The sequence below is a fragment of the Rhodanobacteraceae bacterium genome (assembly GCA_016713135.1).
Lineage (GTDB): Bacteria > Pseudomonadota > Gammaproteobacteria > Xanthomonadales > SZUA-5 > JADKFD01.
Genome location: JADJPR010000001.1, coordinates 211,127 through 233,565 on the forward strand (window position 1 = coordinate 211,127; position 22,439 = coordinate 233,565).

General features: G+C 70.8%; 15 protein-coding genes and 2 tRNA genes. 9 read left to right on the forward strand and 8 right to left on the reverse strand.

Annotated features, from left to right (window positions below):
• Positions 1–73: 73 nt before the first annotated feature.
• A complete protein-coding gene (locus tag IPK27_00795) occupies positions 74–1,432 on the reverse strand; it encodes a PstS family phosphate ABC transporter substrate-binding protein (protein ID MBK8066199.1) in 1,359 nt (452 codons plus the stop codon).
• Positions 1,433–1,646: 214 nt separating this feature from the next.
• Between IPK27_00795 and IPK27_00800 the strand changes: the two genes are divergently transcribed.
• Positions 1,647–3,605: a PhoX family phosphatase gene (locus IPK27_00800; protein ID MBK8066200.1), complete on the forward strand. Its 1,959-nt coding sequence runs from the start codon at positions 1,647–1,649 to the stop codon at positions 3,603–3,605.
• A 168-nt stretch (positions 3,606–3,773) separates the two neighbouring features.
• On the opposite strand, the gene IPK27_00805 is transcribed toward IPK27_00800, so the two are convergent.
• Positions 3,774–4,013 (reverse strand): hypothetical protein, encoded by a 240-nt coding sequence (locus IPK27_00805; protein ID MBK8066201.1) that lies wholly within the window; start codon positions 4,011–4,013, stop codon positions 3,774–3,776.
• A gap of 32 nt (positions 4,014–4,045) precedes the next feature.
• Here IPK27_00805 and IPK27_00810 point away from each other — a divergent pair, with 32 nt between their 5' ends.
• The 5 genes from IPK27_00810 (at position 4,046) to IPK27_00830 (ending at position 14,422) form a co-directional block, all read left to right on the forward strand.
• The gene (locus IPK27_00810; GenBank protein MBK8066202.1) at positions 4,046–6,769 is read left to right on the forward strand and encodes a hypothetical protein; all 2,724 of its coding nucleotides are present in this window, start codon (positions 4,046–4,048) and stop codon (positions 6,767–6,769) included.
• Positions 6,770–6,831: 62 nt separating this feature from the next.
• Positions 6,832–7,932, forward strand: coding sequence for a hypothetical protein (locus IPK27_00815; protein ID MBK8066203.1), 1,101 nt, complete (start codon positions 6,832–6,834; stop codon positions 7,930–7,932).
• Positions 7,929–11,489, forward strand: a complete 3,561-nt coding sequence (locus IPK27_00820; GenBank protein ID MBK8066204.1) for a DUF1631 family protein — start codon at positions 7,929–7,931, stop codon at positions 11,487–11,489. The genes IPK27_00815 and IPK27_00820 overlap by 4 nt, the downstream gene beginning before the upstream one ends.
• A 63-nt stretch (positions 11,490–11,552) precedes the next feature.
• Complete coding sequence (locus IPK27_00825; protein ID MBK8066205.1) at positions 11,553–14,090, forward strand: DUF1631 domain-containing protein; 2,538 nt, start codon at positions 11,553–11,555, stop codon at positions 14,088–14,090.
• Entirely contained in the window at positions 14,087–14,422 is a 336-nt protein-coding gene (locus IPK27_00830) for a PilZ domain-containing protein (protein ID MBK8066206.1), read from the forward strand. The genes IPK27_00825 and IPK27_00830 overlap by 4 nt, the downstream gene beginning before the upstream one ends.
• A gap of 248 nt (positions 14,423–14,670) precedes the next feature.
• Here IPK27_00830 and IPK27_00835 read toward each other — a convergent pair whose 3' ends face one another.
• From IPK27_00835 to IPK27_00850, 4 genes are all read right to left on the reverse strand, one after another.
• A complete protein-coding gene (locus IPK27_00835) occupies positions 14,671–15,810 on the reverse strand; it encodes a slipin family protein (GenBank protein ID MBK8066207.1) in 1,140 nt (379 codons plus the stop codon).
• A 426-nt stretch (positions 15,811–16,236) separates the two neighbouring features.
• Positions 16,237–16,309: transfer RNA gene (locus IPK27_00840), tRNA-Thr, on the reverse strand.
• 3 nt (positions 16,310–16,312) lie between these two features.
• Positions 16,313–16,380, reverse strand: a tRNA-OTHER gene (locus IPK27_00845).
• A gap of 944 nt (positions 16,381–17,324) precedes the next feature.
• Entirely contained in the window at positions 17,325–19,424 is a 2,100-nt protein-coding gene (locus tag IPK27_00850; GenBank protein MBK8066208.1) for a tetratricopeptide repeat protein, read from the reverse strand.
• Between the two features lie 207 nt (positions 19,425–19,631).
• Here IPK27_00850 and IPK27_00855 point away from each other — a divergent pair, with 207 nt between their 5' ends.
• From IPK27_00855 to IPK27_00865, 3 genes are read left to right on the forward strand one after another with little or no spacing between them, the layout of a single operon-like run.
• The gene (locus IPK27_00855) at positions 19,632–20,606 is read left to right on the forward strand and encodes an NAD-dependent epimerase/dehydratase family protein (protein ID MBK8066209.1); all 975 of its coding nucleotides are present in this window, start codon (positions 19,632–19,634) and stop codon (positions 20,604–20,606) included.
• Entirely contained in the window at positions 20,597–21,337 is a 741-nt protein-coding gene (locus IPK27_00860) for a glycosyltransferase family 2 protein (GenBank protein ID MBK8066210.1), read from the forward strand. Before IPK27_00855 ends, IPK27_00860 begins: the two co-directional genes overlap by 10 nt.
• A gap of 4 nt (positions 21,338–21,341) precedes the next feature.
• Complete coding sequence (locus tag IPK27_00865) at positions 21,342–21,668, forward strand: lipid-A-disaccharide synthase N-terminal domain-containing protein (GenBank protein MBK8066211.1); 327 nt, start codon at positions 21,342–21,344, stop codon at positions 21,666–21,668.
• 279 nt (positions 21,669–21,947) lie between these two features.
• On the opposite strand, the gene rpmG is transcribed toward IPK27_00865, so the two are convergent.
• Complete coding sequence (rpmG, locus tag IPK27_00870; GenBank protein ID MBK8066212.1) at positions 21,948–22,103, reverse strand: 50S ribosomal protein L33; 156 nt, start codon at positions 22,101–22,103, stop codon at positions 21,948–21,950.
• Between the two features lie 15 nt (positions 22,104–22,118).
• The gene (rpmB, locus tag IPK27_00875; GenBank protein MBK8066213.1) at positions 22,119–22,355 is read right to left on the reverse strand and encodes a 50S ribosomal protein L28; all 237 of its coding nucleotides are present in this window, start codon (positions 22,353–22,355) and stop codon (positions 22,119–22,121) included.
• Positions 22,356–22,439 lie beyond the last annotated feature (84 nt).

Here is a 22,439-nt window from a genome sequence, read left to right on the forward strand (position 1 = left end):
GCGCAGCGGCTCCCCGGGTGCTTGCCGCAAGTACCCGGAGAACGCGCTGCGCGCGCACTCCGGGCTACGCGCGCTACATCGCGCCATCGCCGCTGTACTGGGCGGGCGGGTCGACCAGCCAGACTTCGACACGCTCGTTGCGCACCCGGCTGTCGCTGCGACCGCTGGGCGCCAGCAGGGCGCCGTGGATGAAGCCGCGACTGGCGCCGATCGGCACGCCGCGCACGGCGAGCAGTTGCGAGATGTGGTCGACGCGGTCGTTGAGCGTCAGCAGGGTCATCATCGGCGAGCGCGCGGTGCCGGGCGAGAACGCCGCCAGGCGGATCTCCTTGTGCTGGTTCTCCGGCCGCTGCATGAATTCGCGCAAACGCTCGATATCGCGCAGCGCGCGGCTGTCGAGGGTCGAGCTGGCCGGACTGAAGCGGAAGTTCAGCGAGACCCGCGCGGCCTCGCCGACCACCTCGTAGTAGCCATCCGGGTTGCCTGGCAGCGGTTCGGCGTTGGCGGCGAAAATCTGCTGCGCGACGAAGCCGGCATCGGCCACCACCGCCTGGCCTGCCGTGCCCTGGACGAACTCGACGAACTCGCGCACTCCGGGGCGGGCGTCGCGCGCGGTGTAGAAGTACAGCCGGCGCGCCAGCGCGTAGTCCTCGGTGGAGATGCTCAGCGCATCTGGTTTGAGCGGCAGCGTTCCGGCGGCATGCACCGCCAGCGCGCGGGTCGCCGCCACGTAGGAGAAACCGACGAAGCCCAAGGCACCGCGGTCCGCGGCGACGCCGCGCTCCAGCTCGCTCGACGATTCGTAGCGGCGGGTCTGTGCGGCCAGCGGCGTGCTGCCATCGAGCACCATCGCCTTGAAGGTGTCGAAGGTGCCCGACCGGTCGTCGCGACCATACAGGTGGATCGGACCCGGCTTGCCACCGAGCTGCGCCCAGTCGCTCAAGCGGCCGGCGAAGGCATCGCGCACCTGGTCGATGCGCAGTTCGCGAAGTGGATTGTCCGGGTGCACGATGATCGCAAGGCCGTCGAGCGCGACCACATGCTCCTGCGCCGGGGAGTGCAGGGCGCCGATGCTGCGCGCTACCTGCACGTCGGCCGGGGTGGCGGCGCGCGAGGCCATCCAGACATCGGCCTCGCCCGAGACCAGGGCGGCATGCCCGGTGCCGGTGCCGTGCGCCCGGACCGTACCCTCGAAACGGCTGCCATCCGGACGCGTCGCGCTGACCTGGAACTCCATCGGCGCGGTTTCGCTGCGCTGCACCTCGGCATAGCCCTGCTGCCGCGCATAGGCCTCCAGCAGCGCCGGCGCGAGCTTCGCGCCGAGGGTGTTCGAGCCGTGCAGGCGCAGGCTCAGGGTCTCCGCGTGCAGGTTCAACGTGCTGCCGAGGAACAGGCAGGCGAGTGAGGACAAGTGCTTGATCTTGCGAGCCATACAGGCAACTCCAACGAAAGTTGCGGGCAGTCTGACCAGCGCCGGTGACCGCCAGATGGCGACGGCGTTGCGGCTTCGCGGGCTTCCTGCGGCGACTTCATGAGGGCGTCACCAGCGCGCAATGGCGATCGCACAGGACTGTCACGCAATGGAACTAGCGTGCGGCTTCCCGCTGCGCCGCGCTGGCGTTCCGATTTCCGACGAGGGTCCGACCATGTCCACATTCCACGACGACGGCATCTCCAATCCTGGCGACAACCCGAGCTTCGACGAGGTGCTGGCCCGCGCCCGCCGTCGCGAGTTCCTGCGCGGCAGCCTGGCTGCAGGCGTCGCCCTCGCGGGCGTCCCGCTGCTGTCGTCGCGTTCGCTGGCGCAGACCATCTCGCCGGCCTACACCCGGACGCCTCGCGTTGGCTTCGAACCGGTGCCTGTCAGCGAAGCCGACGCCCTGGTCGTGCCGCGCGGCTACCGCGCCGAGGTGCTGATCGCCTGGGGTGATCCGATCACCACGGCAGCACCGGAATTCCGCTACGACGCCGGCAACACCGCCGACGAGCAGGCGCTGCAATGGGGCATGCACAACGACGGCATGCACTTCTTCCCCTTTGACGAGCCGCGCTTCAGCCTTTCGGGCGGGACCACGCCCTCCTCGCGCCGCGGCCTGCTGGTGTCCAACCACGAGTACACCGACGATGGCCTGCTGCATCCGGACGGCATGCGCACCTGGACCGCGGAGAAGGTGCGCAAGTCGCAGGCGGCGCACGGCGTGTCGGTGATCGAGGTGTCGTTCGACGGCAGCGCCTGGCGCGTGCTGCGGGCCTCGCGCTATGCCCGCCGCATCACTGCCTACACGCCGATGGCGGTATCCGGCCCAGCGGCCGGCCACCGCTTGCTGCGCACGGCGGCAGATCCGGACGGCGCGCGCATCCTCGGCACGTTCAACAACTGCGCCCACGGCTACACGCCCTGGGGCACCTACCTGGCCTGCGAGGAAAACTTCAACGGCTACTTCGTCAACGCCGGCAGCGTCAGCGCCGAGCAGCGCCGCTACGGCGTCGGCCCTGGCGCCGGCTACCGCTGGCACGAACACGACGAGCGCTTCGACGCCGCACGCCACCCGAACGAGCCCAACCGCTTCGGCTGGGTGGTCGAGATCGACCCCTTCGACCCGCGGTCGGTGCCGGTGAAGCGCACCGCGCTCGGGCGCCTCAAACACGAGGGCGCCTGGGTCACGCTGGCCGCCGACAACCGCGTGGTGGTCTACATGGGCGACGACGAGCGCTTCGAGTACATCTACAAGTATGTGTCGCGCCGACCCTATCAGCCCGGCGTCCGCGGCAGCGAGCAGAACCTGCTCGACGACGGTGTGCTCTACGTGGCGCGCTTCAACGACAACCAGGTCGGCGAGTGGCTGCCGCTGGTCTGGGGCGAGAACGGCCTGACCCCCGAGAACGGCTTCGCCGACCAGGGCGAGGTGCTGGTCAAGACGCGCCAGGCGGCCGATCGCGTCGGCGCCACGCGGATGGACCGCCCGGAGTGGATCGCGGTCAACCCGCTGACCCGCGACGTCTACTGCACCCTGACCAACAACGACCGCCGCGGTAGCAGCGGCCAGCCGGCGACCGACGCCGCGAATCCGCGCGCGCAGAATGTGTTCGGCCACATCATCCGCTGGGTGGAGGACCGCCAGGATGCCGGTGCGCGGCGCTTCCGCTGGGAGCTGTTCGCGCAGTGCGGCGATCCCACGCTGGAGAACCCGGCGCGCCAGGGCAATCTCTCCGGAGACGCCTTCGGCAGCCCGGATGGCCTGTGGTTCGACGATCGCGGCATCCTGTGGGTGCAGACCGACATCTCGACCTCGATCGTCTCGCGCCCGGCGGCCGAGCGCGGCGACTACCGCAACATCGGCAACAACCAGATGCTGGCCTGGGATCCGGTGGATGGCGAGTTCAAGCGCTTCCTGACCGGCCCGCGCGGCTGCGAGATCACCGGCGTCATCAGCACCCCGGACCTGCGCACCCTGTTCGTCAACGTGCAGCATCCGGGCGAGCCGGCGAGCGAGCGCAACGACCCGGCCAACCCCACCGCGATCTCGTCCTGGCCCTTCGGCACCCGCCCGCGCTCGGCCACCGTGGTGATCCGCAAGGAGGACGGCGGGATCATCGGCACCTGACCGGCCAGACAGCGGCGCCCACGGGATGGGCGCCCCGTCTTCTGGACGGCGTCGCTACGGCGGCGCCGTCCTTTCTCCGGCCTGCCATGCATGACCGCGCCTGGTCCAGGGCGTCGCTCAGCCCAGCGGCAGTTCAGCTCCCGCCACCGGCAGCGACGGCGAATCGTCCTATAGTCGATGGACCTCGCCGGGGAGTCTGCCGATGTTCGCGCGCCTGCTGTCGCTGCTGTTCCTGCTGCTGGCCGGCACCGTCGCCCGCGCCGCCGCGCCGGTGGTGCCGGAAGCGCTGAAGGGCTGGGAGGCCTGGGTGCTGCACGGCGAGGAGTGGCGCGAGTGTCCGTTCTTCGCGACCGCCTCGCCGGGCGAGCGCGGCGCGCATGCCTGCGCGCTGGCCGGGCCGGTGAGCATCCGCATCGCCGGCGGGTCGCGCCGAGATCGCGGTGGACTACCGGGTCTACGCCGAGGGCCACGTGCCGCTGGTGCACGCGCAGGAGGCCGTGCCCGAGGGGCTGGACGTGGACGGCCGGGAGGCGGTGATCGAGCAGCGCGATGGCCAGCCGCAGGTGTGGCTGCAACCGGGCGAACGCAAGCTGCGCTATGCGCTGGACCTGGCGGCGCAGCCGGAGTCCCTGGTGGTGCCGGAATCGCTGCGGGTGCTCAGCCTGAGCGTGGACGGCAAGCCGGTGTTCCCGCTCAACCGCGATGGCAGCGAGCTCTGGCTGCAGCGCGCCGAGACCACCACCGAGAGCGATGCGCTGGAGCTGACGGTGCACCGGCTGTGGCAGGACCAGCTGCCGCAGCTGCTGGAGACCCGGCTCGCGCTGGACGTGGCGGGCAAGGCGCGCGAGATCCGCCTCGGTCCGGCCTGGCCGGACGGTTATGAACTGACCCACGTGGAGGGCGACCTGCCGGCGGTGATCGAGCCCGGCCGCATGCTGCGGCTACAGGTGACGGCGGGCAGCTTCGAGCTGCAGTTGCACGCCCGCGCCACGACCCGGGCGGACCGGCTGTCCTTCGAATTCCCGGCGAGCGACTGGCCGCAACAGGAAATCTGGAGCTTCGCCGCCGATCACCCGCTGCGGGTGGTGGATGTCGCTGGCGAGGCGCCGATCGATCCGGCGCAGGCCGATGTACCCGGCGAATGGCGCGAGTACCCGGCGTTCGCGATGGCCTCCGGCGGCGCGCTGACCTTGGCCGAGCGCAGCCGCGGCCTCGGCGACGATGCCAACCGCCTGAACCTGCGCCGCGAGCTGTGGCTGGACTTCGATGGCAGCGGCTACACCGTGCAGGACCGCATCAGCGGGCGCATGCGCCAGGGTTTCCGCCTGGACCTGGACCCGCCATACACGCTGTTGTCGGCCAGCGAGCGCGGCGAGCCGCTGCTGGTGACCAGCGGCGCGGACGGCGGGCGCGGAATCGAGGTGCGCTACCCGGCACTCGCTGTGGAAGCCACCGCGCGCCTGCCGTGGACCTCGACGCTGCCGGCGCACGGCTGGGACGAGCGCCTGGATTCGCTGTCGGCCACGCTGCACCTGCCACCCGGCTATCGCTTGCTGTACGCCGGCGGCGTCGATCGCGCGGCGCAGGCGTGGATCGAACGCTGGGACATCTTCGAGGTATTCATCGCCGCCTTTGCGGTGGTGATCGGCTGGCGCCTCGGCGGACTGCCGCTGGCTGGCGCGGTGGCGCTGCTGGCGGTGCTCGGCGTGCACGAGTCCGACGCCCCGCGCTACAGCCTGATCGCGCTGCTGCTGCTGGTGCTCGGCTGGCGCTCGCTCGGCGCCGGCCGGCTGCGGCGCGCGCTGGCGCTGGCCAGCCTGGTCGCGGCGCTCGCCTTTGCCTGGGCCGCGTTGCCGTTTGCGATCGCCCAGGCGCGCTTCGCGCTGCACCCGCAACTGGCGGAGGGCGCATTGCCCAGCAGCTGGGGCAACGTCCTGGAAGCCGATCTCGGCAACGCCTACATGGCGCAGGAGATGGACAAGGTCATCACCGATGCACCCGAGGGCATCGCGATCCAGGCGCCCGCGCCGCCCCCGGGGACGTTCGCCCCCGCCGCCCGCGCCGATGGCACCGCCACCCCCGCCACCGCCACCGAGCAAGGCCGACATGGCGCGCAACCAGGTCCAGTCGATGGAAATGGTGGAGGTCACCGGCAGCCGGATCAAGCGCGCCGACCTGATGGAGCGCTACGCCAAGGACGCCATCGTGCAGGCGGGCGTCGGCCGCCCGAGCTGGCGCTGGACCCAGGTGGAGCTGGGCTTCGACGGCCCGGTGGACCGCGAGCAGCAGCTCGACCTGTGGCTCTCGCCGCCGCTGGCGACGGCGCTCTGGCGCCTGCTGCTGGTGGCCGCGCTGGCGCTGATCGCCTGGCTGCTGGTGCAGCAGGTGCGCCGCGGCCCCGCGCGGCCGGCCGGGGCGCTCGCGCTGCTGGTGCTGCTGGCCTGCACGGGTCCGGCCGGCGCCGCCGACACGCCGGATCCCGGCGCTGCTGGCAGCCTGCGCGCGCACCTGACCGAGGATCCGCCCTGCGCGCCGCGTGCGCTGGCCTGGGGGTGGCCGAATTGCGCATCGACGGTGAGCGCCTGAGTCTGGCGCTGGAAGTGCACGCCGCCGAACGCGTGTTGCTGCCAATGCCGCTGGACGACAGCAGCCTCGCCGAGGTGCAGGTGCGCATCGACGGCGCCGCAGCCGCGCTCCGCGGCAATGGCGACAGCCCCGCCGTGGGTGGCCAGCGAGCGCGGCGTGCACCGCCTGTCGCTGGAGGCGCGGGTGCGCGGCGACCGCGTCGCGCTGGACTTCCGCATGCGCCCGACACGCCTGACGGTCTCGGCCCCGGGCTGGACCACCGCCGGGCTGCGCGACGGCCGCCTGCTCGCCGAGCGCCTGGAACTGGTGCGCGAAGCGCCGAGCGCGGCGGCGGATGCCGACGCGCCGGCGCGGGTGCCGGTCAAGCCTTTCGTGCGCGTGACCCGCACCCTGTCGCTGGACCTGGACTGGGTGGTCACCGAGTCGCGCGGATCGCCCCGGCCGACGGCGGCTTCAGCGTGCGCGTGCCGTTGCTGGCGGGCGAGCAGCCGCAGGATCCCGCGCTGCGGGTGGAGAACGGCGTGGCCGAGATCACCCTGCAACCGGGCACGGCGCGGCCTGGATCCATTCGCGGCTGACGCGCGGCGAGACGCTGACCCTCACCGCACCCGACCTGGCCGACCGCGCCGAGGTCTGGCGCGTGATCGTCGGTCCCAGCCTGTCGCTGAAGACCGCCGGCGTGCCGCTCAGCGAGCCGCAGGACGGCATCGACGAGGACGATGTCTGGGTCCATGAGTTCCGCCCGCTGCCAGGCGAGACCCTGACCCTGAGCATCGGCCGGCCAGCCGCGGTGCCGGGTGCCACGGTGGTCGCCGACAGCGTGCAGCTCGCCAGCGAAATCGGTGCGCGCAGCCGCACGCATACGCTGGAACTGGCCCTGCGCGCCACCCAGGGCGGCAGCCAGGCGCTCAAGCTGCCGGCCGACGCCGAGTTGCTGTCGCTGGCGATCGACGGGCGCGCGCTGAACCTGAAGCCGGAGCAGGGCGTGCTGACCCTGCCGGTCAAGCCGGGTACCCAGCAGGTGCAGCTCAGCTGGCGCGACGATGCCGGGGTGGGCCTGCACGTGGCGACGCCGGCGCTCGCCCTCGGGCTGGATGCCGCCAACGTCACCCTCGCTGGCGCTGCCGCAGGACCGCGGGTGCTGCGCCTGTGGGGCCCGGTGGTCGGGCCGGCGGTGCTTTACTGGTCCGGCCTGCTGGTCTTGCTGGCGATCGGCTGGGGCCTGGGGCGCAGCGGCCGTGCCCTGCTGCCGCCACGCGCCTGGATGCTGCTGGTGCTCGGTTTCTCCACCCTGAGCTATGGGCCGCTGATCCTCGTCGCGCTCGGTTTCCTCGCGCTGGATGCGCGCCAGCGCTACCTGCCGGGCAGGCTCGGCAAATGGCGCTTCGACCTGATCCAGCTGGCGCTCGCCGCGCTGACCCTGGCCAGCTTCGTTGCCCTGGTGCTGGCGATTCCGGCCGGCTTGCTCGGGTCGCCCGAGATGCACATCGCCGGCGGCGCTGGCTACGGCTATGGCGACTTCGCCTGGCTCGCCGACCGCACCAGCGGCGCGCTGCCACAGGCGCATGCCCTCAGCCTGCCGCTGTGGGCGTACAAGGCGCTGATGCTGGCATTCGCGCTGTGGCTGGCGTGGGCGCTGGTCGGCTGGCTGAAACTGGCGTGGAGGGCGTTGACTGCGGGGACTGGCTGGATGCGTCTGCGGCGTTTGCGCGCGGCGCCTGCGGTGGAGCCGGTTGCATGACGGAGGTGGCAAACCCGGCGCCGACCGGGCCCGCGCCCAGGCTGACGGTGCACGGTCGCTACGGCGCCGATGTGGGCTTCGAGCTGGACAGCGGCAGTTCGCTCGGCGTCTATCTGCGCCGGCTGCCGGGCTCGGCCAGCCATTACGCCGACAACGAGGCGGTCTGGCTGGTCTGGAGCGACCCCGCCGGACGCATGCAGCTGCAGGTGCCGGCGCGCGTGCGTCACTGCGACCGGGTGGGCGTGCGCGTGCAGTTCGAGGCCGGGCAGCCGCCTGCGCTGATCGAACAGGTGCTGGCGTTGGTCCCGCGCAAGACCCTGGCCGACGGCGCCGGCCCGGATCCGGCCGAGCGCGCGGTGGTGCTGGTGGTCGATGCGATCCGCAGCGATTTCGTGACCGCCTGCCGCGCGCTGGTGGATGCCACCGCGGACGCACTCGAACGCGCCGACGCACCGGCGCTGAGTTCCGCCGCCGGCGCCGCCGAATCTGCGCGGCAGCTGCGCGCATGCCGCGAGGCGGTCGAGCAGGACTTTCGCCGCCGGCTGACGCTTCCATGGCGCCAGCCGGCGACCGGCCGCGAGACGCCAGCGCAGCCACTGGCCAACGATGGCGAGATGCGCGCCTGGCTCGCCGGGCGAGTCGCTGCGCGCGCGCTCGAGCGCCGCTGCGAGCCGACCTGGAAACCGTTGCGCCAGTGGTTGCGCTCGCTGCTGGACGGTCGCCCCGGGCCGGCGGCGGACGCGCTCTCGGTGGTGGCGGTGATCGATGCGCTGGCGCAGTCGCTGAACGCTGCGGAGCTGGACCCCGCGTTGCAGGACCGCATGTTGCAACTGGCGGGCAGCGCTGGCGGCTTCGAGTTGTCGCGTTGCTACGACCGCCTGGCGCAATCGATGCAGCGCGCCGGGATTCGCGACGACCGCTCGCCGGCCGAGGCAGCGGCGCCCGCCGCCGGCGCGGTCGTGGCGGTCGCGCCGTGTGTGCCCAGCCAGATCGACCCGACCCAGGCGTGGGCGGCCTTGCGCGGCCTCGGCGCGACCCCGGTCGCCGGCGTGGATCCGAAACTGCTCGCCGGCGGCGGCGCGATTGCCGACAGCATGCTGTTGCGCGCAGCCGGCGAGGTCCTCGCGGCCCCGGGCGGCGCCGCCGATTTCCGCACGCGCCTGGAGCAGCGCGCGCGCCAGCTGTCGGGCAATCGGCGCGCCGCGCTGGAATGGCGCCAGCACGAGGCGATCGACCTCTGCGTGCGCCTGCATGGCGCCATCGAGGACGATCCACTGGTGCCGGCCGGCTTTCGCGAGCGCTGCCGCCTGCTGCTCAAGCCGCTGCTGGCGATGGAGCTGCAGGGCGAGGCCTTCGATGCCTGCGTGGTGCCGTTCCGGCGCTTGCTCGCGCTGGTCGAATTCGCCAGCGAGTTGTGTGCCAGCCGCGGCGACCCGGCGACCCAGCGCATCCGCAGCGCGCTCGATGCCGAGATCGAATCCCTGGCCCACGCGGCCGCCTGGAGCGCGCCCGAGCTGGACGCCGCCTGCGAACGGATCGATCCCCTGCTGCAGCGTGCGCGTGCCGCCAGCCTGGCCGCCGAGAAGCGCGTGCTGGACGCTTGCGCCGGGCAGCAGCGGATGGCGGATGCGCGTGACCAGGTGCAGCAGGCGTTCGCGCGGCTGTTTGCCGGGCAGCAGTTGCCCCAGGTACTGGCGCTGGTGCTCGAACGGCGCCTGGCCACGACCTTGCTGCCGATCCTGCTGCGCGCCGGACCGGAGGGCCCGGAGTGGCGGGTGGCGATCGGACGCGTGAAGCTGCTCCACGACGCGCTGCGCCAAGCCGCCGCCGGGCACCCGGCCAGCGACCCCGAGCGCCATCTCGGTTGGCTGCGCGAGGCCTGCGCCGGTCCGCCCGACGAGCCGATCCTGGCGCGTTGCCTGACCCGCATCGACAGCGCGCTGACTGGCGCACCGGTGCCATGGGTGGCATTCGACGACACCATGGCGCGCGGCCCGCAAGAGGCCGCGGCGACGGCGTCGGACCCGCGCGCCGCGGAACTTGCAGCTGCGGTGCGGGTGGGCGACTGGTTGCTGCAGCAAGCTGCCGCGGAGGAGCCGCGCGTGGTGAAACTGGCCTGGCGGGCGGCGGATGGCAGCCGTTGCGTGTTCGTCAATCGCCTCGGACAGAAGATCGACGAGCTGGACGCGATTGCCTTTGGCGCGGCGCTGGTCGAGGGCAGCTTGCGCGCCGTGCCAGATGCGGACAGCGATGCCTGCGCACGCGCCTGGATGCGGGTGCTCGCCGAGCGCCACGCCGCCCTCGCCGCTCAGGCCACCCTCGATCCAGTCACCGGGCTGGTCGATCGCCGCGAGCTGCAGCGCCGCCTGCTTGCCTGGCTGGTGGCGCCGCAGCGCACGCCATTGCTGCTCGCGTGGATCCAGGTCGATGGCCTTCCGGCCCCCGGCAGCGGCGTCGAGGCGGAACTGCTCGGCGACTTCTCGGCGCTGCTGCTCCAGCATGCCGAGGGCTGTGGCTATGCTGCGCGGGCGGCTGCGGATGCCTTCGTGCTGGTGCTCCAGGGCCTGCCGCCGGCGCAGGCGGAGCGACGCGCGCATGCTTGTTTCGAGAAGGCGCTTGCACTGCCCTTCGAACTGGACGATGGGCCGCTGCCCGTGGCGCTGAACATGGGCCTCGCGGGGGCCGACGTCGCGACCGCGTCGGTCGAGCGCCTGCTTGGCGATGCGCAACAGGCCTGCGCCGCGGCGCAGACCCTCGGTCGCGGCCAATGGCAGCAGCACCAGGCCGACACCACGGTGCTCTCGCGCATGCGCGATGCGGCGCTCTGGGTCCGCCGCATCGACGAGGCCCTGCCCACCGGCGGACTGGTCCTCTACGGCCAGCGCGCTTGTGCGCTCAGCGCCGGCGAGGCGGACTACATCGAGGTCCTGCTGCGCATGCGCACCGCCGACGGGGTGGTGGCGCCCGGCGAGTTTGCGGTCGCGGTCGAGCGTTACGGACAGATCGCGGCGATGGACCGCCACATCCTGCAGGAGCTGATCCCGGCGCTGCGGCGACTGGCACCGGGCAACCGTGCGCGCATCGCCTTCAACATATCGGTACGCAACCTGGTCGATCCGGAGTTCGTAGACGAGATCGTCCAGACCCTGCGGCAGCAGCCGGTTCCGCTGGAGCGGCTGTGCGTCGAGGTGTCGGCCCTGGCGTTGCGGCAGCAGCTCGACGAAGCGCTGCCCGGGATGCGTCGGCTGGCGGCGGCCGGCCTGGCGCTGGCGCTGGAGGGCTTTGACGCCAACTGGTCGTGGCGCGGCGGGCTGGAGCACCTGCCCTTCGATGTGGTCAAGGTGCCGGCGGCGCTGCTGCGCGGCCCCGCCGGGGATCGCACCGGCCTGCGCCTGGTGCGATCGATGAATGCCATCGCCCACCTGCTCGGCAAGCGCACGGTGGCCGAGCAGGTCGCCGATGAGGCAACCCTCGACGCGGTACGCGTGGCCGGCTTCGACCTCGCCCAGGGTTACCATCTGGGTGCGCCCCTACCATTGGCGGATTTGCTGAACTGAGAAATACGGCACACAATTTGCATCGTGTTCCGGCTTTATGCTTGGTCAGAGCTCCTCGCCCCGATGAATGCTGTGCCCCGTCCCGAACAGGAAACCCTGTCCTTTGCCCAACTCGGCCAGTCGACCGCGCCGCCGCGCGTGCGGGAGCTGCTCGATGGCACCTGGCGCGCGGCCTGGCCGCTGATCGGCGCGGCCCTGCAGCGTGGCCTGGATGAGCTGCAATCTGACCTGTTTGGTCACGCCGAGCGGGCACCCAATGTCAACGCGCAGAATCATTGCTTCGACGCATTGCGAGAGGTGCGCCAGAAGCAGGCGGAGTTCATCGAGCGCAGCTGCGACGGCATGCAGCGCTCGCTGCTGCACCTGATCGACAAGAGCGTTGCGCTCGACCAGCTCAATCCCGGTGAGAGCAACGACGGACGCCGGTCGGAACTGAGCCTGGTCGATCCGGTGCGCTTCGAGGAGATCCTGGTCCTGACCCAGATCGGCACCCGCGCCGAAATGCGCGCGGCCGAGGAATTGCACGCGCTGGCCTATCGCCAGGCGGTGATTGCCGGTGGCGCGCCCGCCGAGAGCGAGACGCTCGCACTCGGGCCGCAGTCGCTGTGCGGCGCACTGCATGTCGCCAGCCACTGCTTCGACATTTCGACCGCACATCGGACCGCGCTGTATCGCCGTATCGACAAGCAGCTGTTCGCCCAGGGCGTCGGTCTCTACGAAGCGCTCAACCGGCAACTCGCCAACGCAGGCGTGCTGCCGCATCTGCGTCTGGTGCCGCGGCGTGGAACCCCACGGCGCACGGCTGCGCCCGAGGCCTCGCCCGGGGCCGCAGCCGCACCTGCAGCCGTGGAGGTGCCGCCGGCGCAGCCGATCGCTCCGGCAGGGCCTGTCGCCAGCGGCGGCGCCCCGGCCAGCGTGCCGCAGCCGGCCCAGCCGGCGCACCCCACCGCCCAACCTGCCTCCGTCGCGGCCGCGCCCGCCCTGGCGCCAGCACCCGCACGCCCGGCGCTGCGCGGCGAAGGCCCGGCGATGCAGGCCTTCCGCCGTCTGGTCGGCGCCGCTGCGCCGGAAGCTCCGGCAACGGCAGCGGGCGAGGAGCAGCCGTCCGCGCCAGAGATCGCGCCCGCGCACCCGGTGCTGGAGCGCGTCGACTTCGACTCGCTGCGGCGACTGATGGCCGCACGGCGGCCGGCCCAGGATCTCGCCATCGAGGGCGCGCACACGCCAAGCACCGCCGATCTGGATGCCGTGCTTTCGCAGCTGGCCGCGCGCCCGGCGCCGGCCACCCAGCGCGACGGGCGCCTGGTCCATCGCAGCGTCGCCGACGTCAAGCGCGACCTGCTCGCGCATTTGCGCGGACGCGGCGACAACGCGCCGGCGCGTCTGCGCCAGGAGGACTCCGATGCGATCGACCTGGTCGGTCATCTGTTCGACGCGCTGCGCGCCGACCAGCGTCCGACCAGCCCGACGCATGGCCTGCTCACCCAGATGCAGGTGCCGCTGCTGAAGGTGGCGTTGCGCGACAAGGCGTTCTTTTCCGAGCGCGCGCATCCAGCGCGGCGCTTGCTGGAAGCCCTGCTGCAAACCAGTGAGACCTGGATCGACGACGACAGCCAGGATCGCGCGCTGCTCGAGAAGCTGGGCTGGCTGACCGAGCGCGTTGCCCACGACTACGACGGCGACGCGACGGTGTTCGCACGCCTCAACGAGGACCTGGACAAACATGTCGGCGGCCTGCGGCGCAAGGCCGAGGTGGCCGAGCGGCACCAGGTCGAAGCCGCCAAGGGGCGCGAGCGGCTGCAGATGGCGCGCGCTACCGCGGCAGAGAACGTGCAGCAGCGCCTGGCCACGGCAACGCCCCCGGAGGCGGTCCGCACGCTGCTGGAAAGCGCCTGGGTCGACGTGCTCGCACTGTCTTTCCTGCGCCTGGGCTACGAGCACCCGCGCACGCGCGACCGGCTGGAGTTCATCGAGCGCCTGATCGACCTGTTCGGCTTCGGACGGCCGCTGGCGGAGCGTCGCTTCGAGCTGCAGAAACTGCATGAGGAGTTCGAGGAAGGGTTGGCATCGATCGGCTACCACGACAACGCGATCGAGCGGGCCTGGCGCGATATCGCGCGGCTGGTCGACGACCCGGAAGAAGCTGCGGCCGAGGCCGCGGTGGCCACCGTGCGCGAACTCGTCGAACAGCGTCCGCGCCTGGGTGGTGACCGCCGCGAAGCATCTCCCGCCGGCGATGCGGCCGGCGACGCGGCGGCGCGCCCGGCGCCGCCGCTGCCCGTGGGGCCGCGCGAACTGGAGATGATCGAGCGCATCCGCCACCTGCCGTTCGGCACCTGGTTCGAGTTCACCCTGAACCAGCAAGGGGACACCGCGCGCCGCAAGCTGTGCTGGTTCAGCACCGTCACCGGGCGCTGCCTGTTCGTCAATGTGCGCGGCCAGAAAGCCCAGGAGCGCAGCCTGGAAGAGCTCGCGCGCGATCTCGTGCGCGGCAACGCCAAGGTGGTCGAGGAGGCGAAGGAGGGCCTGATCGACCGCGCCTGGAAGGGCATCGTGTCGATGCTGCGTGGCGTCGGCCTGACCCCGCGGGAGGCAACATGAACCATCGACGGTCCGCCCGCCGACAGGTGGCGGATTCGCTGCAGGTGGTCGACAGCATCACCGGCCAGCCGCTGGGCCGCATCGGCGACCTCTCCGGGGACGGCATGCTGCTGGTGGGCCAGCGCACGCTGCCCGAGCAGCATGTCTGGCAGGTCCGCTTTCCTCTGCCGGGCCACGGCGAGCACCGCATCGAGGTCGGCATCCAGTGTCTGTGGAGCGTACCGGCGACCGGTGAGCACAATCACTGGAGCGGCTGCCAGTTCATTTCGATCTCGCCGCAGGACCAGGAGCTGCTGGACCGCTGGGTGGAACAGGAATCCGCGGCGGGGTGATGCGCTCGTTCGCGGCATCGGACTGTCGGCCGGTTCTGCCCCAGCACTCTTGTCCCCAAAGGACGCAACAGACGCAAGAGATGACCGTAGCCTGGCAGGTCATTGCACGCTTCAGACCGACCGTTGCTTTCGCTTTCCTTTGCGTCCTTTGCGGACAAAACGGCTCGTCATCATGCACGCCGAGCGTCGTCTGTCTCCGTCGCAGCCCGCCTGCGCCCATTCGCAGGCGGGCCATCCTCATCCGACTGTCACCGCGCCGCCGGCAACAGTCCCTTCATCACGCCTTCGAGGCCACCGATCACGGTCAGCTGGCCGACCTTGTCGGTGATCTTCTCCAGCGCCTCCAGCTCCTTCAGGCGCATCAGCACCGGGCTCTCCTCCAGGATCTTCGCGGTGTTGAGCAGGCTGCGAGTGGCCGCAGTCTCCTCGCGCCGGCGGATCAGGTTGGCTTGCGCCTGCTTCTCCGCCTCGACCACCTGGTTCAGGATCGCCTTCATCTCGCCCGGCAGGATCAGGTCCTTCACACCCACGGTGTTCAGGCTGACGCCGACCTCGGCCAGCTTCGCCTTGGCGTACTCGGCCACGCTCTGGTCGATCGCGCCCTTGTCCTGCAGCAGGGCGTCGAGCGGGCGGGTACCGATCGCCTGACGCAAGCCGAACTGCAGCTCGCGGTAGGCGTAGGCACGCACGTCGGCCACGCGGGTCTTGGCCAGCACCGCGTCGGCGATGCGGTAGACCGCGACCAGGTTGACGCGCAGGCTGACCTTGTCACGGGTCAGGATTTCCTGGCCCGCCACTTCGATCTCCGCGAGCCGCGTGTCGACGATCTCGACGCGCACGTTGCGGCCATAGCGCCACCAGCCGTAGACGCCCGGCGCCAGCGGGTTGCGCAGCGCACCGTCCACCCACAACAGGCCGACCTGCTCGGCACCGACCTCGGCCACCAGCGCCGCGGCCTGGATCTCACGGACCAGATCCGGCGCCGCCGGCGCGCGCAGCTCCGCCAGCTTGACCGCATCGATCGCCAGCTCACGCTCGAGGTCGATGCGCTCGACGGTCACCGGGTCCGCCGCACGCCAGTAGAACTGCCGTGCGCCGGGCGCCAGCACCCGCGCCAGCTTGCCGCGCTGGTAGACCAGGCCCAGCTCGCGCTTGCCCAGGTCGACCTCGGCGATCTCGCCGGCCAGCTCGGCGCCATGCGTGCGCATCAGTGCCTCGATGCCGGGCATCTGCACCTCGGCACGGTCCAGGTTGCCCACGCGCAGTTCGCGCCGGCCGCCGATCCCGGTCAGCCAGTAGCGGCCCGGGCCGAGCACGCGCTCGAAACGGCCGTCGCGCAGCACCACGGCGCGCTGGTTGTCGCCAATCACCACTCGCTGGATCCACATCGCACACACTCCTTGCGGCGTCCTGCCGCGTCCTGGTTCCTGGTTCGCCCGTGACAGCGGCCCGGGCGATGGCCGTTGACCCGGTCGCGGCACGCGCCGCGATCCGGCAGATAGGCACCTTCAGCCCCACGCAGGGCCGGCGGGAAGCCGGCTGCGTGGCGGCGGTTCCGCGGCGGGCGTCGCGGTCCGGGGGCGCCGGCAATCCGGCGGGAGAGGACCGTCACGCTGGCCGTGGGCGTCCGTCACGCGCTGCCGGCCACGCGGGCCGGCCCTGCGCTTGCGCCGGCGGTCCACCCGGCGCGGCCGCCCTGTCCGGCACGGCCACCCTGGCGATCCCGCAGGCGCTGGAGCCTCCGGTGGTGGCTCCTCGCGGGGCCACGCTTGCCGGGAAGCCCTCCCGGCGGGGTACAGCCTGAGACCTTGCGGTCGGATCGGCGGGATTCGAACCCGCTACCCACTGATTACCAATCAGTTGCTCTACCAATTGAGCTACGTTCCACGGCGGACTGTGATGGATTCGAACCATCGTCTCCCGCTTGCGCGGGCGCTCGACCCCTGAGCGAACAATCCCATGCTCCACCTGCCGCGCGTGCCGTCGGTACCGGGCCAGCCAGTGGCCGCCCGACCAGGCGGGCGCCGTTTCCGGCCAACCCGCTATCGTTGTCGACACGCCCGGAACGGGCGGACCCTTCCGACCATCCATATAATCCGGATGGTCGATATTGATTCCGGGCGTGATAATCCCTTCCCGCGCCCGGGCTGATATTGATTGCGCCGATATCCGGCGCGACGGATTTACGCAAATCGCATGCCGCGAATGCACGAAGCCCCCGGTGGAGACCCACCGAGGGCTTCGTCTGAAGCGACTCGGGGGCTGCATGCGCAGCCCCCGGTTGATCGAGAGGCTACGCGCGGATGCGGATTTCCAGTGTCAGGCACGGACGCAGGGCGATGCTGGGCATCGAATCCTGTCCGTGGCGGTTGAACTGATTCATCGGAGTTCCTTGCGTGAGCGCAACCGGGGCTGCCCGGTGCAATGGCTGCGCATTATCGACAGGCAAAATCGAAAGTCAAGCGGTTTTTAATATCCGCTAGTCGGGATTTTTCGGCCGCTGGCGCGTGCGGAATATCGGGCGGACAAAAGCGGGGCAGGGGTCAGGGGGCGGGGGACACGCCTGCTCGCATGAATGGGCTGTGTCGTGGGTCGGGGTGCACGGGCGCCTGTCGGCCGCTGCACGGCATGTTCAGGGCGCGGAGCAGGTCCCCCTGCCCCCTGACCCCTGCCCCGCCTTTCGTACTTCGCCCCCTTCCCATCGCCCCGCCCTTCGCACTTCGCCCGCGCCTCTCGCACTCCGCGCCGGCCTCGTGTCATGGGTCGAGGTGCAGGGGCGCCTGTCGGCCGCTGCACGGCATGTTCAGGGCGCGGAGCAGGTCCCCCTGTCCCCTGACCCCTGCCCCGCCTTTCGTACTTCGCCCCCTTCCCATCGCCCCGCCCTTCGCACTTCGCCCCCGCCTCACTCGTACCCGAAGCTCTTCGCCGCCGGCGCCAGCAGGCGGAAGGCCTTGCCCATCGGTGCCGCGTAGCGCCGCCAGCGGCCGCTTTCCAGGCGCTCGGGCAGGTTGGCGAGCACCTGGCGCTGCGGCGCGTCCAGTACCAAGGAGTCGGCGGGCACGCCGAGCGCCTGGCCCAGGCGTTCGCGCAGCGCGTTGCGGTCGGCGTCAAACTCCTCGGCGCGGATCACGCTGACCGGCAGGCCGGCAGAGGAACGCATGCGGTCCAGGTGCTGATACTGGCGCAGCAGGTAGTTGGCCGCCAGCTCCAGTCTGCCGATGGCGCGCGCCGGGGTGGTGCCGTAGGCCAGCCAGTGCAGCAGGGTGTCGCGCGGATCGCGCACGAAGGCGAGCACGCGCGCCTGCGGTAGCGCGCCGGAGAGTGCGGCGTACTGCACCCATTCGAGCGCGGGAAGCACGTCCAGCACCACCCGCCCGGCGGGCAGCCTGAGGCGTTCCAGCGCTCGCTGGTAGCGCCGGCGGAACACCTGCAGGGTGGCTTCGGCAAGGCCATTCTCGATCTGCGGGCGCTGGTCTGCGGACAGCCCGTCATGACGCGCCTGCGGGCCCATGCGGTCGGTCAGCACCGCAACGCTTTCGCCGCGCGCCAGCGCGCGCAGCAGCGCTTCGGCGCCGCCGCCCGGGATGCACGGCACCAGCACCAGCGGGCGCGCGTCGCTGCTGGCCAGCGGCATCGGCAGTTCGCGCGGCGCGCCGAGCGGATCGGACAGCGCAGGCATCTTCTGTTTTGGCAGCGACGCATGCACTTCCAGCCAATGCGCCACTGCGACGTCGGAGTCGCCTACGCGGTCGGCCGCGTAGCCGAGCAGGAAGCCGCGCGTCGCGCGCGAGGCCGGCGCGAGCGGCGTCGGGTCGAGCGCCGCCAGCGCGGAGCAATGCGACCCCGGCTTGCCGGTCTTGAGCTCGTAGGCGGCGGCGATCGCCAAGGCCTTGGGATGCTGCGCGTCCAGCGTCAGCGCCTTTTCCGCCGCAGCCCGCGCCAGCGCAGCTTCGCCGCGCAGTTCCGCGCCGGTGGCCATAACCGCGTGCGCCTCGGCCTGGTGCGGCTGCGCCTCGGCCCAGGCCTGCGCCAGCTGGAAGGCTTCATCGACCCGATTCTGGCGCGCCAGCAACCCGAGCTGGTGGACCCAGATCGACGGGTGCGATTCGGGCTTCGCGTACGCGCCCAACAACGAGATCGCATCGTCGATGCGCCCGGCGCGCACGCGCGCCTCGGCGGCGGCGTGCACCAGCCGCGGTTCGTTGTCGACCCGGCCGAGCACCCGGTCGAGCAGGTCGGCGACCCGCGCGGCATGGCCGGAACGGATGCCGAGATCGCTGACCTGGACCAGCATCGGCACGTCTTCTTCGTTGAATTCCTTGATCTTTTGCAGCGTAGCGAGTGCGGCCGTGGCATCGTTGTCGGCCGCTTGCGCGCGCGCCGTCATGCGGCGCACGCGCATGCTCCCCGGATCCAGCTTGAGCGCATTCTCGAGCGCCTGGCGCGCAAAGGCGTAGTGGCCCTTGGCCAGCAGCACGGCGCCGAGCACTGCCTGCGCGCGCGGGTCTTCCGGGGTCTGCGCGATCGCGCTCTGGGCCAGGGTCAGCGCCTGGTCGGCGTCGCCGCGCAGCAGCAGGATCTGGGCCAGTCCGACCTGGGCCTGGGCATCGTTTTCGTCGGCGCGCAGCGCGGTGCGGAAGCGCTGCTCGGCGGATTCCAGCTGGCCCGAGGCGAGCGCCAGTTCGCCCAGCTGCGCATGCCCGCGCGACCAGTTCGGATCGAGCGCGGCGGCGCGCTCAAGGAACTCGGCCGCGCGCAGGGAATCGCCCTGCTGCGCCAGCAGCAATCCGTAGTTGACCAGGTAGCTGGGTTCGTCCGGGCCGGCCTCGATGGCGCGCTTGAAGTGGCTGCGCGCACCGAGCGCGTCGCCTTTCCGTGCGAGCACCACGCCGTACATGTTGAGGGCTTCAGGATCATTCGGCGCCTCGTTCAGGCGGTCGCGCAGACGGTATTCGGCCTCGTCGATCTGGCCTTTCTGGATCAGCTCACGGATGCGTTGCATGGATGCCTTGCGGGGCCGCTGGCGCGGCCAGGAATGTTCGGAAAGGGCGCCTTCGGCGTGCACACGGCCGCGGAACGGGGCGTCAGGCGCAATCAGGCAACCGCAGAGGATAACAGCGCCTGACCGGGACCGGCGCGCCCGGTGGATGCCTCCCGGCCTTTCCGTTACGCTTCGCGCCCCCGTCCGCCGCGCGCCGCGCATCCTCCCATGACTGTGCTGGTCACCGGCGCCGCCGGCTTCATCGGCGCCTTTGTCGCCCAGGCGCTCGTCGCCCGCGGCGAGCGCGTCCTCGGACTCGACAACCTCAACGACTATTACTCGCCGCAGCTCAAGCGCGACCGCGCGCGTGCGCTCGGCGCCGGGCGCGATTTCGAGCTGGTCGAGGGCGACATCGCAGATCCCGACGTGCTCGCGCGCATCTGGCGCGAACACTCGCCGCGGCGCGTGGTGCACCTGGCCGCGCAGGCCGGCGTGCGCTACTCGATCGAGGCGCCGCGGGTCTACGTGCACAGCAATTTGGTGGGCTTCGCCGAAATCCTCGAAGCCTGCCGCCACGGCGGTGTCGAGCACCTGGTCTGCGCCAGCACCTCCAGCCTGTACGGCCAGTCGCCAGTCCAGCCCTTCCGCGAAGACGCGCGCATCGACCGCCCGCTGTCGCTGTACGCGGCGACCAAGGGCGCCAACGAGCTGATGGCGCATTCCTACGCGCACCTGTTCCGCATGCCCATCACGGCACTGCGCTTCTTCACCGTCTACGGGCCCTGGGGCCGGCCGGACATGGCGCCGCTGCTGTTCACCCGTGCGATCCTCGCTGGCCGCCCGATTCAGGTGTTCAACCACGGCCAGATGAAGCGCGACTTCACCCACGTCAGCGACATCGTCCGCGGCGTGCTCGGCGCGCTCGACCTGCCGCCGGTGGCGGTCGATGGCGGTGCGCCCTACCGCGTCTACAACCTCGGCCGCGGCGAGCCGGTCGATTTGCTGCGCTTCATCGAGCTGATCGAGATCGCCGCCGGGCGCAAGGCCGAGCGCGAGTACAAAGGCATGCAGAGCGGCGACATGCTCGAGACCTTTGCCGACATCGGTGCCGCGCGCGCGGCCTTCGGCTACCAGCCGCAGATGTCGATCGAGGACGGTGTGCCGCCGCTGGTCGAATGGTGCCGGGAATACAGATGGACCTGAACCCCACGATCGATCTGTCCGTGGTGGTGCCAGTGCACAACGAGCGCGACAACGTGGCGCCGCTGGTGCGCGAGATCGAGGCTGCGCTGGGGTCGTTGTCGCTGGCCTGGGAAATGGTCTATGTCGACGACCACAGCCGCGACGACACCCTGGCGCAGTTGCGTGCGCTGAAAGCGGCGCACCCACGGCTGCGCGTGCTGCACCACCGGACCCAGAGTGGCCAGAGCACGGCGCTGCGCACCGGCATCAAGGCCGCGCGCGGGCGCTGGATCGCCACCCTGGACGGCGATGGCCAGAATGACCCGGCCGACATCCCGAAGCTGCTCGCCGCGCGCGATGCGGGCGACCCGAGGACGCGGCTCTACGCCGGCTGGCGGGTACATCGGCGCGACAGCGGCAGCAAGCGCTGGGCAAGCAAGCTCGCCAACGCGATCCGCTCGCGCCTGTTGCAGGACGAAACCCCGGACACCGGCTGCGGCATCAAGTTGTTCGAGCGCGCCGTGTACCTGGACCTGCCGTACTTCGACCACATGCACCGCTACCTGCCCGCACTGGTCAAGCGCGCTGGCTGGCAGAGCTTGAGCGTGCCGGTGAACCACCGTGAGCGCACCGCCGGGCAGAGCAAGTACAACAACCTGCAGCGCGCCTGGGTGGGCCTGAAGGATTTGCGCGGCGTGGCCTGGCTGATCCAGCGCAGCAAGCTGACCGACGTCGACGAACTGGCGGAGTAGGGCGGTGAACGAGGAACTGCTCTGGCTGGAATGGACCGGCCTGCACGTCACCTGGTGGAAGATCATCGGCTACACCGGCGCGCTGATGTTCGGCGCCCGCTGGGTGGTCCAGTTCATCGCCAGCAAGCGCGCCGGCAAACCGGTGATCCCGCGCCTGTTCTGGTACATGAGCGTGGTCGGCAGCCTGATGACGCTGAGCTACTTCCTGTTTTCCGCCAAGCAGGACTCGGTGGGCGTGCTGCAGAACCTGTTCCCCAGCTTCACCGCGCTCTACAGCCTGTACCTCGACATCAAGCACCGCGGCTGGAACCGGGACAAGGGGAGCCATTGACGGCGAGCGTCGATGGCTGCGCGGGGCGGCCCGGCCTCGGGGCGATGGGTCAAACGTGAAATGTAAAACGTCAATGGCTGCGCTGGGCGGCCCGGCCCTGGGGCGATGGGTCAAACGTAAAACGTAAAACGTCAATCAGTGCGCGCTTCGATTGACGTTTCACGTTTCACGGTTCACCACTTGCCGCACCGTCCGAAGGCGCGGCAAGACCCGACCCCCGGAAACACAAAACCCGCCTCGCGGCGGGTCTGTGCTTGTCGTTCTGCAGGGCGCGACGACTTACTTGATCTTGTATTCCTTGTACGCCACGTGCTTGCGGGCGACCGGATCGTACTTCTTGAATTCCAGCTTGTTGGGCGTGGTCTTCTTGTTCTTGGTGGTGGTGTAGAAGTGGCCCGTGTTGGCCGTCGACACCAGCTTGATCTTGTCACGCATGGCTCATCTACTCCCTCAGACCTTTTCGCCGCGGGCGCGCATGTCGGCGATGACCGCCTCGATGCCGTTCTTGTCGATCGTACGCAGCGCCGCCATCGACAGGCGCAGGCGCACGAAGCGCTTCTCGGAAGCGACCCAGAAACGGTGCCACTTCAGATTCGGCAGGTAGCGACGACGCGTCTTGTTGTTCGCGTGCGACACATTGTTGCCAGCCAGGGGGCGCTTCCCGGTTACTGCACATACGCGCGCCATGGTTCACCTCGTCCTTGTGAGCTATGCCCCGGCTGGGGCCGAAAGAGCCGTGCTTTATAGCCAAACACGCCGCAGTGCACAAGA